Here is a 12945-nt window from a genome sequence, read left to right on the forward strand (position 1 = left end):
GCTCTTATCCTCCGATGGCTGCGTCATAGGCTGAAAGTGTGACAGTGGCGCGTTCGCGCACCTCCGCCGCCGTCATGCCCGGCTTGTAAAGGCTGGTTCCGAGACCGAAAGCGGTAATGCCGGCCGAGGTATATTCGGCGAAATTCCTGTCCGAGACGCCGCCGACGGCGGCAATGACCAGATCCTTCGGCAGGATCGTCCTGATGGCATTGATGCCCGCGGGGCCGATGATGCTGGCGGGGAAAAATTTAAGCCCGGTCGCCCCGGCCTTCGCGGCCACCAGCGCTTCGGTGGGGGTCAGAACACCCGGCATCGTCACCATGCCCTTGACGCGGGCGGCGACGATCACATCGGCATCGGCATTGGGGCTCACCATCAGCTTGCCGCCGGCCGCATCCAGCGAGGCGACGTCTTCCACGCTGAGAACTGTGCCCGCGCCGATCAGGCAATCGGCGGGCGCCATCTTGGCGGCGATCTCGATCGAGCGGAACGGATCGGGCGAATTGAGCGGAATCTCAATGGCGCGGAAGCCGGTCTCGATCAACGCGCCGACAACGCCTTCGGTTTCCTCGGGCTTCAGACCGCGCAGGATGGCGATCAGCGGATATTTGATGGAAGGGAAGGGAATACGCATGATGTCTCTTTATCCTATGGCCAGATGGCACTTGCAGCGGCGAGCAATCCGCGCCGCACGGCCTCGTCGGCGTCGATGACCGTATATTGAATATCAAGGGCTGCGAAGGCGCCCTCGTAAAGCGCGCCGAGCGCACCGGAGCCGATCAGCACCACGGGCGTCTCCCGCCGCGCGGTGGAATGCGCACCAGCGATTTCCAGCCCGATCATGATGCCGGACAGCTTGGCCTTGGCGTCGGTGGCGGTAAGCCCGTGCAGCAATTGCCCGGAGCGCAGGGTGAAAAGGCGATTGGTCGCGAGCGCGGGATGGGCGTAAATATCGCGCACCGCCGCCGTGAAAGCCTCATGTGCGCCGGTGAAGGCTTCGGCCTCGGCCACCGCATGGGAAAGTATCGTCTGCTTCGAGACGACTTCGAAGAGTTCACCGGTCATGAAAGTGGCAAAGCCCGTCACGCCGCCATCCTTGACGGTCACCCATTTGGAATGGGTGCCGGGCATGCAGACGAGTTTTTCACCGGCGTCCGAAGAAGCGAGAGCGCCGAGCAATTGCGTTTCCTCGCCGCGCATCACGTCGGGCGCGTTTTTATCCCGCTGCGCCAGCCCCGGCAGAATGCGTACATCCCGCACCTGGCCCGGCACGCGAACCGCGCCATCGAGAACCGCCGAAAGCGATGCCGGCACGTCGATATAACCCGCTTCGACCCAGCCTTGCCGCGCGCCCGCCATGCCGCAGACGAGAACCGGCAAATCTTCCGGCGCGCCGATGGCGTCCAGATGCGATTGCAATACGTCGGCAAAACCGGTCCGCATGGCGGTGGTCATGCCTTCCGCGCTTCGGCGCTCCGCCAGCACCGCGCCCGATCGGCTCATGAGCCAGAGCCGGAAACTGGTCGTACCCCAGTCGACGGCGATGAAAGCGGGTTCAGACATTATAGAAGGCCTCCGTCTACGATTATGGATTGCGCCGTGATGGCGCTTGATGCCGATGATGCGAGAAACAGGCACGGACCCGCCAGGTCGGCGGCGACGAGCGTGCGTTTCAGGCATTGCCGCGCCGTGGTGGCGGTAATGTTCTCATCCGTCAGCCATAGCTCCTTCTGCCGCTCCGTCACGATCATGCCGGGCAGCAGCGTGTTGACGCGGATGTTTTCCGGCCCCAGCCGGCCGGCGAGGCTTTTCGTCAGCCCGATGATGCCGGCCTTGGCCGCCGCATAGGAGGGCAGCTCGCCCATGTTGAGCAGAAACGAGATGGACGAAAAATTGACGATGGACGCGTCCTTCGCCTGCCGGAGATAGGGCAGGGCTGCCTGAACCGAGAAGAACATCTGCTTGAGATTGACCGCCTGATTGGCGTCCCAATAGGCTTCGGTCACCGTTTCTATATCATGACGATCGTCCCAGGCGGCGTTGTTGACCAGCACCCTGATGCCGCCGGTGGCCAAGGACGCCGCCTCCACCGTCTTTCCGATCGCCGCGATATCGCGAAGGTCGGTTTTGAAGAAGTGGACCGGATGCTGCGCCGTTGTCGCAAGCCGCTTTACGAGCGCCAAGCTAGGCTCTTCGGCAATGTCGATGAACGAAACCTTCGCTCCCTGCATCGCGAAGGCTTCCACCAGCGATGCCCCTATGCCGGAACCGCCGCCGGTTACAAGCACGCCCGCATCCTTTAGGTCCGGAAATTGGGCTTGCGTCATTGGCGTCATCTCGTCCATTGAAAGGCTTGATTGTTCCATTATTTGGAACTAGATTTTACTAAATGGAATTATTCTCTTGGCGTCACGCTTATGTCAAGGCAGATGACGGTGGATGTTGCCATGCCCGACAATAAAAAACCCAATGGGCAAAAGCCTGAAACGGTTCCGATGCCGCAACGGAAAGCCGGAGTTGAGACGGGCACGCTTGGCAAGGCTGTCTCGCTGCTGGAACTGATCGCCTTTGCCGACAAGCCGATGCGCTTTACCGATGTGGTCGAAGCCTGCGGCCAGCCGCGCGGCACGGTTCACCGCCAGCTCGCCCATCTCGTCGCCGAAGGCCTTGTCGATCACGCTGCCGATCAGACCTATGCCGTGGGGCTGAGGCTGCTGCAACTGGCCGCGAAAGCCTGGAGCGGCAACGACCTGCGCAGCATCGCGGCCCCACATCTGGCAGCGTTGCAGGAAATGACGCAGGAATCCGTACATCTCGCCGTGTTGAACGGCAGGCAGGTGACCTATCTCGACAAGATGGAGGGGCAGCACACATTGCGCATGCATTCGCAGGTCGGCAAAACCTCACCGGTCTATTGCACGGGGGTGGGCAAGGCGGCGCTGTCGTTGTTATCAGCTGATGATCTGGCGGAACTGGCTGCGGAACTGGATTTTCACCACTTCACGAAAAATACGATCACGACCCCGGAAGCACTGATGGCTGATGTGGCGACCATTCGCGACAATGGCTACGGTTTCGACCTTCAGGAGCACGAGATCGGAATTCACTGCGTTGCCGCGCCGGTCCGGGCGCCCGGGCGCAATTTTCGCGCGGCGATTTCCGTCACCGGTCCGGCCTATCGTGTGGATGTGGAACAGCTTCGCAAATGGGCCCCTCTGGTGCGCGAGACCGCCGATAGAATTTCCGATGATCTTGCCTGCAGATTATCCCCGGTTGCGGATGGTTGAGGAAAACACGGGGGGCGCAGATCGGGGGATTTTCCCTGATGGAAGCGCGGGGACACGTCCATTCAGATGCATTTGACATTATTTTCGACTATTCTGAATTAAGTTTTCAACTTTTGTTTGCATGAATCATTTTGGTGAGTAACATCCGCAACAATTTCCGGGCAAAGGCGGGCCTTTGCGGCGGCATTTTCTCATTCTCGAAGAACAGCTTTGATGCAGAAAACAGAGACGGCCGCCGTTCAGTCGATTGGTGTTGATTGCGTTCGCGAGATCGCCGATCTCAACACGCAATTCGATATATTCCGGTTTCTGAAGCGGCTGACGGAGGCCTGGGAATTCAGGGCTTTCATGGTGCTCGACCTGTCCTCGGAAGTGGCGAGCGAACTGTCGCAATATACTGTCATCACCAGCTGGCCGGCCGAGCTTTTGCAGCGCTACGATGAAGAGGGCATGCTGCAGACCAGCCTGGTGATGGCGCAGTTAAAAAAATCGACCGTCCCCTTTTCCGTCTCGATGGATTTTCTGGCCAGAGGCGAGGGAGAAACCGCCAAGAAAACCGTGATCAACCTTTTCGAACGTTTCGAGATGATCAATTCGGTATGGTTTCCCGTTCACGACATCACCATGCGACGCGGCGCGGTCTCGTTTTCAGGCAACAAGGCAGCTCTGCCCGCCAGCCGGCTTGCCGAGCTCTTCTACATTTCCAGCCATGTCTTTGCCCGGCTATCTGAAATACGACGCCTCGATCTCAGGGTTCCCGAAACTTTGAGCGAGCGGGAGATCGACTGTCTGAACTGGACCGCCGCCGGCAAGACCAGCGCTGAAATTGCGGAAATCATGATGCTGTCGGAACATACCATCAATCATTACCTGAACCGCGCGACGAAAAAACTCGACACGGTCAACCGCACCCAGGCTGTCGCCAAAGCGCTGCGGGTTGGCCTGATAAAATAGCGAAACCGTAATTTTATCATTGTGATAAAGCGCTTCCTGGGCGATCCTCCTTTCGAATCACCGGAAAGGAGAAATCGTTTGCCGGAACGGCATAGGGTAAAAGCGGGATTTTCTCCGACTATCGACTGCGCCGTGCTGATAGCCGCTGCCGAAAAAGGCTTTGCTGCCGATGAGGGCATAGAACTCGAACTTTTCCGAAAACAGTCCGCGCGCGCCGTGCTTGCGGCGCTTGGCGAGGATGGCGTTCATGTCGCGCATCTGCCTGCTCCGGTTCCCGTTGGTTCCGCTGTTGGCCTGGATGACCTGCCGGCCGATATTGTCGGCGTTTTCACACTCTCCCTTGGCGGATCGGCAACGACCGTTTCACACGGATTTTACGACGAACTTTATCGCGAAGGACTGAAGCTGCCGGATCCGGCGGCTTTTGGGCGGGCCATGGCCCGTGTCTGCGCCGCACGCCGGGCGGCAGGTGGAACCCCGCCGGTCTTTGCGGTCGAGGATATTGTCTCCACGCCATTTTACGCCCTGCGTTATCTGCTCGGAAGCTGCGGCGTGCTGCTCGGCCGGGACATGGAAATCGTCGAAGCCCTGCCGAAGGCGATGCCATCGCTGCTGGAAAGCGGCAAGGTCGATGCGCTCTGTACCGCCGAACCGGCGGGCAGCGCCGTGGTGCTGGGCGGCGCCGGCCGTATCGTCACCACGGGCGCGCTGATCTGGCACAATGCGCCGGAAAAGATACTGGCCGTGAAGACGCGCTGGGCAGAGGAAAACGCCGCCCTTCTGGAAGGGCTGCTGCGGGCGCTTTATCGCGCCGGCGAATGGTGCGCCAACGCCGCCAACATAGAGGAATTGGCCGGCATCCTCGCCGCGCCTCAATATCTGGATGAGAACGGCGAATTCCTGCTGCCGGCGCTGACGGGCTATATTTCCACCTCGCAGCGGGACATGCAGCGCTTTCAGGAGTTTTTCGTGACGAGCGCCAAGGCCGCCAATTTCCCTTGGCAGAGCCAGGCGCTGTGGTTCTTCAGCCAGATGTTGCGCTGGGGCGAGGTTTCCGCCGATTACCGGCTCGATGCCGCCGTGGTGGAGGCCGCCCGCAACGCCTACCGGCCGGACATTTTCCGCAAGGCCATGAAGCCGCTTTTCGTGCCGGTGCCGGGTGCCAATCTGAAACTCGAAGGCACGTTGCGCGAGCCTGTTCATGTCGGCGCGTCGCGCACGGGTCTGGTGCTCGGGCCCGACTGTTTTTTCGACGGCCATGTTTTCGATCCGGAAACGCTGGCGATGGACGACGAAATCTGAAACGGCAGCGTTAAATCGTCGCGAATGCCTGACTGGCGCGCTTTGGCATTGGCGAAGCGCTCCGGCTTGTCTATGGATGGCACGCAATACCCCGGTCGGACGATGTAGCGGAGCAGGAATATGGCAGAGGTCAGCAAGAGCCAGGTGGAAAAGGCGCTGGAAGCGGTGATCTATCCCGGCAGCGGTAAGAGCATCATCGCACTCGGCATGGTCTCGGAAATCTTCATCGCCGATGCGAAGGCCTATTTTTCGATCACCGTACCGGCCGACAAGGCTGCGGAGATGGAGCCGCTGCGGCTTTCCGCGGAACAGGCGGCCAAAAGCGTTGAGGGCATCGTCGGCGCGGTCGTCGCGCTGACGGCCGATCGCAAGCCCGGCCAGCAGCAACCGGCGCCGGCGCGCCCCGCTGCGGCACCCGGCCGGCCGGCCACACAGCCCGGCTCGTCAAAGGTGGGCGTACCGGGCGTGCGGGCCATCATCGCCGTGGCCTCGGGCAAGGGCGGGGTGGGCAAATCCACGACCGCGGTCAATCTGGCGCTCGGTCTCCAGTCGCTCGGCCTCAAGGTGGGCATGCTCGATGCCGATATTTACGGCCCTTCGCTGCCGCGATTGCTGAAAATTTCCGGCCGTCCGCAGCAGCAGGAGGACCGCATCATCCTTCCCATGGAAAATTATGGGCTGAAGGTCATGTCCATGGGCTTTCTGGTGGATGAGGAAGCGGCGATGATCTGGCGCGGGCCGATGGTGCAGTCGGCATTGATGCAGATGCTGCGCGAAGTCGCCTGGGGCGAACTGGATGTGCTGGTGCTGGACATGCCGCCCGGCACGGGCGATGCCCAGCTCACCATCGCCCAGCAGGTGCCGCTCGCCGGCGCGGTCATCGTCTCCACGCCGCAGGATCTGGCGCTGATCGATGCGCGCAAGGGCATCACCATGTTCCGCAAGGTGGAGGTGCCGCTGCTCGGCGTCATCGAGAATATGAGCTATTTCATCGCGCCCGATACCGGTGCGCGCTACGATATTTTCGGCCATGGCGGCGCGAAGGCGGAAGCGGAGCGGATCGGCGTGCCTTTCCTCGGCGAAGTGCCGCTCACCATCTCCATCCGCGAAATGTCGGATGCCGGAACGCCTGTTGTCGCCGCCGAGCCTGATGGCCCGCAGGCTGCAATCTACCGCGATATCGCGAAAAAAGTCTGGGCGCGCATTGGTGCGAGCGAGCAAAAAGCCGCGCCAAGGATCGTTTTCGAATAACGCGTCAATTACAGGCGCAAAACGGGCAGCAGTCTGCCCGTTTTGAATAGTCATTTGAAAACAAAAGATTAACCGAAAGTATCTGGTAGCATTTCCGGATTTGAACTCCAGAGATGCTTCGCCTGCAATGCTGTCGCGAAAAAATATTGCTTGATTGCATCTCGCTTTGGGCGCATACGCCTGCGCCGTTTGGCTCTTGGTCCATCGGGCTGGCGAGATTGTGAAATCCCGCCTGGTCCGGCGCTCCCTGAAGTGTCGTCCAAAGGTTTGCCGACGGCAAACAGGATATGTTAAGCAGCATTGCGGCAAGCCCGCGATGTGGAGCGGAGAAGCGGATTGATAAAAGCCTATCGCGCCAATTGCGAGGCGATCAGCCTGTCGGCAGTCGACGGCTCCGGACCGATTCCCGACGACATCGTCTGGATCGATCTCGTCAATCCAGACAGGGCGGAAGAGCAGCATGTGGAAAAGCTGCTGGGCGTGGAACTGCCGACGCGCGAAGACCTGAAGGATATCGAGCCTTCTAGTCGTCTCTATATGGAAGACGCCAATGTCTTCATGACCGCGTCCCTGGTGTGGAAGGCGGATTCGGATGATCCGCGCCTCACCGATGTCGCCTTCGTTCTGGTTGGCAAGCGTCTGGTGACAATCCGTTATGCCGAGCCGAAATCATTCCACCTTTTCATTGCCGCCATTACCCGCGCGCCGCACGAAATGCGCAGCGGCACGGCGCTGCTTTTGAAACTGCTCGAAACAATCGTCGACCGCACGGCGGAAATTCTCGAAAACTCGGTCACTGGCATCGATAATCTCGCCGCCGACATTCTCGGCAGCCAGGCCCGTTCCAAACGCAAGGCGCCGCGCTATCTCGAAGACCGCCTGACCAATATCGCCGCCTATCACCGGCTGATCTCGAAGGTCCGCGTCAGCCTCGCATCGCTGGCGCGGCTGCAGACCTTCCTCTCCTCCAGCGATCAGGCTCGCGAGGACAAGGGAGCGAGGGAACAGGGCAAGTCGATCGGGCGCGATATTCAGTCGCTGAACGAACATGCCTCCTTCGTTTCCGGCAATCTGACCTTCCTGCTTGACGCCTCGCTCGGCATCATCAACATCGAGCAGAACGGCATCATCAAGATATTCTCGATTGCCTCGGTGGTGTTTTTGCCGCCCACGCTGGTGGCCTCGGTTTACGGAATGAACTTTCAACTCATGCCGGAGTTGAACTGGACGTTCGGTTATCCCCTGGCGCTTGTTATCATGCTGATGTCCGCAATCATCCCGTTTCTCTTTTTTCGTTGGAAGGGCTGGCTCTGAGGAGCCAGGATCATCATGTCCCAGATCGTTGACAAGGACGTTGCCGAGAAACCGGATGCCGATGACGAGCACAAGAACAAGGGGCTTTATGCCGCGATCCTTGGTTCGATCGGCGTCGTCTATGGCGATATCGGCACCAGCCCGCTTTACGCCTTTCGCGAAGCCCTGCGGCCCATCGCCTATGACGGGGTGACGCAGGAAGAAGTCATCGGCCTGACATCGCTGATGATCTGGTCTTTGACGATCATCGTCACCTTCAAATACATCACGCTGCTGCTGCGCGCCGACAATGACGGTGAAGGCGGCACGCTTTCGCTGCTGGCGCTGCTGATGAAGACGGCGGGCACCCACCGCAGCGTTCTCATCGTGCTCGGTCTCATCGGTGCGGCGCTGTTTCTCGGCGATGCCATGATCACCCCCGCACTATCGGTTCTTTCGGCAGTGGAAGGCCTGAAACTCGTCACGCCGGAGATGGACGAGTTCATCATTCCGATTTCCGTCGGCATTCTTATTGGCCTTTTCGCCATCCAGTCTCACGGCACGGGCACGGTGGCGAAGTTCTTCGGGCCGATCACCGCGGTCTGGTTCATCGTCATGGGCCTTGCAGGCCTCGTTCACATCGCCGATGATTTCAGCATTCTCTTTGCCTTCAACCCGTGGCATGCCGTCGAGTTTCTGGCGAATGAAGGCTTCTACGGCATTGTCGTGCTCGGCGCGGTCTTCCTGACGATAACAGGAGCGGAAGCGCTTTACGCCGATCTCGGCCATTTCGGCCGTCGTCCCATCCAGTGGGCGTGGTTCTGTCTGGTTTTCCCGGCATTGACGCTGAATTATCTGGGGCAGGGCGCGCTGGTGCTGAAAGACCCGGCGGCGATGTCCAACCCCTTCTATCTGATGTTCCCGCAATGGGCGATCCTGCCGGCCGTCATTCTGGCGACCGCCGCCACCATCATCGCCAGCCAGGCGGTCATAACAGGCGCGTTTTCGCTGGTGCGCCAGGCGATCCATCTCGGCTACCTGCCGCGCATGGAAATCCTCTTCACCTCGGAAACCAATACCGGGCAGATCTACCTGCCGGCCGTCAACACCATCCTGCTGTTCGGCGTCGTCGCGCTGGTGCTCACCTTCAAGAGTTCGGATGCGCTGGCCACCGCCTACGGTATTTCCGTCACCGGCGCGATGGTCGTCACCAGCCTGATGTTCTTCGAATTCGTGCGCAAGCGCTGGCAATGGTCGGTCTGGCTCGCGGTTGCGGTGCTGGCCCCGCTCTTGACGCTGGAACTGATTTTCCTCGGCGCGAACCTGCTGAAGATTCACGATGGCGGTTATGTGCCGGTGCTGCTGGCCATCGCCTTCACCATCATCATGACCACCTGGCAGCGCGGCTCGAAAATCCTCTTCGCCAAGACCCGCCGCGGCGATGTGCCGCTGAAAGCTTTCGTTGCTTCGGTGGAAAAGGAAAGCGCCCATGCGCCGGTGCGTGTGCCCGGCACCGCGATTTTCCTGACCGGCGATCCGGAGGCAGCACCAGCGGCATTGCTGCACAATCTCAAGCATAACCACGTCCTGCACGACAAGAATGTCATCCTGACGATCCGCACCGAGGACCAGCCGCGCGTTCACCCCGAGGATCGTTACACGCTGACGAAACTGAGTGATCGTTTCGCCGTGGTCGAACTGCATTTCGGCTTCATGGAAACCCAGAACGTCACCCAGGCGCTCGGCTATCTGCGCCGTACGGGTTACAAGTTCGATATCATGTCCACCTCGTTTTATCTCGGCCGCCGCAAGCTGGTGCCGGATCCGAAATCGGGCATGCCGGGCTGGCAGAACCGCCTGTTCATCGCGCTTGCCGAAACCGCCGCCGATCCCTCCGACTACTTCCGCTTGCCCGCCAACCGCGTGGTGGAACTGGGTTCGCATGTCGTCGTCTGATGACGGGAGCACGCCTCTCGGCAATCTGAGACGCTCCTTCCTTGCGTCATTCCGGTTCAAGGCCGGAATGACGGCGGTGGGGATGCCGTGCATAAAGCTGGGCGCGGTATTATGGAATCTGAAGCAACGCGATACGCATTAGAATATGTTCACACATTAACGTGAAAGCGCGTCCGGGCGCGGCGTTAACCAAGCATCAAGGTTAATAAGAGATTCTCGAACACCTGTAGCAAATATGGTTGTCGGTGTTCGGAGTGCTGGTTTTGCGTTCGAAAAGAGTAATGCGTCGTCGGTCCCCCGTCTCCCTTCAGGGGTGGGCGTCAAAATGGACCTCGCCCGTCGTCTTCGGCCTTGCCGCCTGGCTCGTTTTTCCATCCCTCGCCGCCCGTGCGGATCTGGCCTCGCTTCTGGCCGGGCTGGACAAAGGCGGGGAGCAATGGCGCATGGTGCTGACGGCATCTCCGGCAGGCTCCGTTCATAATGCCTCGCTGACTTTCGATGATGCCGCCGGGGAGGCCGCATTGCATGGCGGCGGCATGACCCTGCCCAATGGCAGCAAGGTCGCCTTTGTCACCAACAAGAAGGGCGAGGCAACGACGCCGGACAGCGAGCGTGTGAACCGCGCCGCCAAGAAGGGCCGCATCGTCGCAACCGAAATCATGCAGCCGCCCAAGGCCTTCACCGCCGGTTCCGTCCTGCAGCGCACCAGCATGCTGGATATCGAGCCGCTGAAACGCAAGGACCGCACGGCTTTCGTCAAGCCGAAGCGCGGCAAGGACGTGGAACTCGCCTCCTTCTATTTCCGTCGGGAAGAAAAGAAGGCGGACAAAAGCGTCTCGCCGATGCTTGCCGAACTCATCACCAACAGGACGCCGGATATTCTTGCCACGGCTTATGCGCCGGCCGAACCGGATTTTGCTCGCGAGTCGCCCTTCGACGCCATCCTCAAAAAGCCCGAGGCCGGTCGTTTCGTGCCGCAGATCGGCCAGGGCGATCACGCCTGGGCAGCCACCCCGCTGCCGGCCGCCGTGTTTTCCGCAGCCGAACAGCAATGCCTGGCATCCGGCATCTATTTCGAGGCGCGCGGAGAATCGGTGAAGGGACAGGCGGCGGTGGCGCAGGTCATCCTCAACCGCGTGCGCAACCCCGCTTATCCGAAAACCATCTGCGGCGTCGTTTATCAGAACAAGGACTGGCGCAACCGCTGCCAGTTTTCTTTCGCCTGCGACAATATCAAGGACCGGGTGAATTCCGAACGCCACTGGAAGATGGCGCGTGAGGTGGCCATGGCCACCACCGCCGGCAAAATCTGGTTGAACGAAGTGGGCTCCGCCACCCATTATCACGCCGTTTATGTGCGCCCCGCTTGGGGCAAGTCCATGAAGAAGGTCGGCAGGATCGGCCTGCACGTCTTTTACCGTACCTATGGTGGCGGCTGGAGCTGATACCACCGCCAATTTGTCGCATTTTGCGTGTCAAAAATGCCGATTCCCTGGGGAAACATCGCCGCTAAACCGCGATTTGATGTCAAGCTATTGTTTTTGCATGATTAATTTGTGCCAAAACAACCGCTCGCAGTGCCTTGACTAGAGAAGCCCCTAAAACTATGTTGCGCGCGACTTCAGAGCGGGCTGGAACAGGCTTAATCCGTCACCGTTTACAACTCCAAAGGGTTCTGGCATGGCTGGAACGGAGAAAATGGGTGGGATTTTAAGATGACTGGCAACCGTGACGATAGTCTGGACGAGCGTCGCAAGCGCCTTGCCGAAGAACTGGCAAAGGTGAAGGCGGAGGATGAGGCGGAAGTGAGGGCGGAGACCAACGCCGCGGAAAACCGGAAAGGTTTTGCGATGGCGGTCAAGCTCTCATCGGAGTTCATTTCGGCCATCGTGGTCGGCGCTATGCTGGGTTATCTTCTGGACTATTTTGCCGGCACGACGCCGTGGGGGATGATCGTTCTTCTTCTTCTCGGTTTCTGCGCAGGCGTATTGAATGTGTTGCGCTCGACCGGCGCGGTGGCCAAGCCGCCGCTGCTGGAAAAGGCGGACAGACAGGACGAGGGTGGAAAAGACGGCGTTTAAGCTGTTTTTTCTTGCAGTTGAGATGCCGCGACAGGCGGCGACAGGTAAAGAGGGCAGCCGGTGGCAAACGATCCGACCCATCAGTTCTTGGTGCAGCCGATCATTCCGATCGAAATTGGCGGCGTCGATTTTTCCTTCACCAATGCGTCGCTCTTCATGGTCGCGACCGTGGCTGCCGCTTCCGGTTTCCTTTATTTCGCAACGTCGAACCGCGGTCTGATCCCGACCCGCATGCAGTCCGTTGCTGAAATGTCCTATGAATTCATCGCCTCCATGCTGCGCGAAGGCGCCGGCAAGAAGGGCATGGTGTTCTTCCCCTTCGTCTTTTCGCTGTTCATGTTCGTGCTGACGGCAAACCTTCTCGGCATGTTCCCGTATTTCTTCACGGTCACCAGCCAGATCATCGTTACCTTCGCGCTCGCCTGCCTCGTCATCGGCACGGTCATCGTTTACGGTTTCTACAAGCACGGTCTTCATTTCTTCGGCATCTTCGCCCCCTCGGGCGTACCGAAAGCGCTTTTGCCGCTTGTGGCGTCGATTGAAATGATCTCGTTCCTGTCGCGTCCGATCAGCCTTTCCGTTCGTCTCTTCGCGAACATGCTGGCCGGCCACATCACGCTCAAGGTTTTCGCAGGCTTCGTCGCCTCCATGAGCGCGCTTGGCGCGCTCGGCGTCGGCGGCGCTGTCCTGCCTCTCATCATGACGGTCGCCATGACCGCTCTCGAATTTCTCGTTGCCTTCCTGCAGGCTTATGTCTTCGCGGTACTGACTTGCATGTACCTGAACGACGCCGTGCATGGTGGTCACTGAGAAGTAAAGTC

The 12945-nt window shown here is 59.7% G+C and carries 12 protein-coding genes; 9 read left to right on the forward strand and 3 right to left on the reverse strand.

All coding sequences use genetic code 11. From position 1 onward, the window contains the following. Positions 1–4 precede the first annotated feature (4 nt). Genes CFB10_RS11630 through CFB10_RS11640 form a run of 3 tightly spaced genes read right to left on the reverse strand, consistent with a single transcriptional unit; the run spans position 5 to position 2345 of the window. Positions 5–634, reverse strand: coding sequence for a 2-dehydro-3-deoxy-6-phosphogalactonate aldolase (locus CFB10_RS11630; RefSeq protein ID WP_020010550.1), 630 nt, complete (start codon positions 632–634; stop codon positions 5–7). A gap of 14 nt (positions 635–648) precedes the next feature. Next, positions 649–1563, reverse strand: coding sequence for a 2-dehydro-3-deoxygalactonokinase (locus tag CFB10_RS11635; RefSeq protein WP_020010551.1), 915 nt, complete (start codon positions 1561–1563; stop codon positions 649–651). Next, positions 1563–2345, reverse strand: coding sequence for an SDR family NAD(P)-dependent oxidoreductase (locus CFB10_RS11640; RefSeq protein WP_020010552.1), 783 nt, complete (start codon positions 2343–2345; stop codon positions 1563–1565). The genes CFB10_RS11635 and CFB10_RS11640 overlap by 1 nt, the downstream gene beginning before the upstream one ends. 72 nt (positions 2346–2417) lie before the next feature. Between CFB10_RS11640 and CFB10_RS11645 the strand changes: the two genes are divergently transcribed. From CFB10_RS11645 to CFB10_RS11685, 9 genes are all read left to right on the forward strand, one after another. Then, a complete protein-coding gene (locus tag CFB10_RS11645; protein ID WP_020010553.1) occupies positions 2418–3287 on the forward strand; it encodes an IclR family transcriptional regulator in 870 nt (289 codons plus the stop codon). Positions 3288–3500: 213 nt separating this feature from the next. Then, the gene (locus tag CFB10_RS11650; protein WP_020010554.1) at positions 3501–4241 is read left to right on the forward strand and encodes an autoinducer binding domain-containing protein; all 741 of its coding nucleotides are present in this window, start codon (positions 3501–3503) and stop codon (positions 4239–4241) included. Positions 4242–4319: 78 nt separating this feature from the next. Further along, positions 4320–5543 carry a CmpA/NrtA family ABC transporter substrate-binding protein gene (locus CFB10_RS11655; RefSeq protein ID WP_026363685.1) on the forward strand — a complete coding sequence of 408 codons (1224 nt, stop codon included), beginning with the start codon at positions 4320–4322 and terminating at the stop codon, positions 5541–5543. Positions 5544–5663: 120 nt separating this feature from the next. Beyond that, complete coding sequence (locus tag CFB10_RS11660; protein WP_020010556.1) at positions 5664–6794, forward strand: Mrp/NBP35 family ATP-binding protein; 1131 nt, start codon at positions 5664–5666, stop codon at positions 6792–6794. Between the two features lie 336 nt (positions 6795–7130). Continuing rightward, on the forward strand, positions 7131–8108 hold the full coding sequence (locus tag CFB10_RS11665) for a magnesium transporter CorA family protein (protein WP_003503125.1): 978 nt from the start codon (positions 7131–7133) through the stop codon (positions 8106–8108). Positions 8109–8123: 15 nt separating this feature from the next. Beyond that, positions 8124–10043 carry a potassium transporter Kup gene (locus CFB10_RS11670; protein WP_020010557.1) on the forward strand — a complete coding sequence of 640 codons (1920 nt, stop codon included), beginning with the start codon at positions 8124–8126 and terminating at the stop codon, positions 10041–10043. Positions 10044–10324: 281 nt separating this feature from the next. Then, positions 10325–11488 carry a cell wall hydrolase gene (locus tag CFB10_RS11675; protein ID WP_020010558.1) on the forward strand — a complete coding sequence of 388 codons (1164 nt, stop codon included), beginning with the start codon at positions 10325–10327 and terminating at the stop codon, positions 11486–11488. Positions 11489–11758: 270 nt separating this feature from the next. Then, positions 11759–12124 carry an AtpZ/AtpI family protein gene (locus CFB10_RS11680; protein WP_020010559.1) on the forward strand — a complete coding sequence of 122 codons (366 nt, stop codon included), beginning with the start codon at positions 11759–11761 and terminating at the stop codon, positions 12122–12124. Positions 12125–12184: 60 nt separating this feature from the next. Beyond that, positions 12185–12934 carry a F0F1 ATP synthase subunit A gene (locus CFB10_RS11685; protein WP_026363686.1) on the forward strand — a complete coding sequence of 250 codons (750 nt, stop codon included), beginning with the start codon at positions 12185–12187 and terminating at the stop codon, positions 12932–12934. The last annotated feature ends 11 nt before the right edge of the window (positions 12935–12945 follow it).

Origin of the sequence: Agrobacterium sp. 719_389, assembly GCF_900188475.1 — a bacterium.
GTDB classification, from domain to species: domain Bacteria; phylum Pseudomonadota; class Alphaproteobacteria; order Rhizobiales; family Rhizobiaceae; genus Agrobacterium; species Agrobacterium radiobacter.

Excerpts from the sequence above, each read along its gene's own strand:
- CFB10_RS11675 (WP_020010558.1), top strand. The coding sequence starts at position 10,325 with ATGCGTCGTCGGTCCCCCGTCTCCCTTCAGGGGTGGGCGTCAAAATGG.
- CFB10_RS11640 (WP_020010552.1), bottom strand. The coding sequence starts at position 2,345 with ATGGACGAGATGACGCCAATGACGCAAGCCCAATTTCCGGACCTAAAG.
- CFB10_RS11645 (WP_020010553.1), top strand. The coding sequence starts at position 2,418 with ATGTCAAGGCAGATGACGGTGGATGTTGCCATGCCCGACAATAAAAAA.
- CFB10_RS11635 (WP_020010551.1), bottom strand. The coding sequence starts at position 1,563 with ATGTCTGAACCCGCTTTCATCGCCGTCGACTGGGGTACGACCAGTTTC.
- CFB10_RS11630 (WP_020010550.1), bottom strand. The coding sequence starts at position 634 with ATGCGTATTCCCTTCCCTTCCATCAAATATCCGCTGATCGCCATCCTG.
- CFB10_RS11660 (WP_020010556.1), top strand. The coding sequence starts at position 5,664 with ATGGCAGAGGTCAGCAAGAGCCAGGTGGAAAAGGCGCTGGAAGCGGTG.
- CFB10_RS11650 (WP_020010554.1), top strand. The coding sequence starts at position 3,501 with ATGCAGAAAACAGAGACGGCCGCCGTTCAGTCGATTGGTGTTGATTGC.
- CFB10_RS11680 (WP_020010559.1), top strand. The coding sequence starts at position 11,759 with ATGACTGGCAACCGTGACGATAGTCTGGACGAGCGTCGCAAGCGCCTT.
- CFB10_RS11670 (WP_020010557.1), top strand. The coding sequence starts at position 8,124 with ATGTCCCAGATCGTTGACAAGGACGTTGCCGAGAAACCGGATGCCGAT.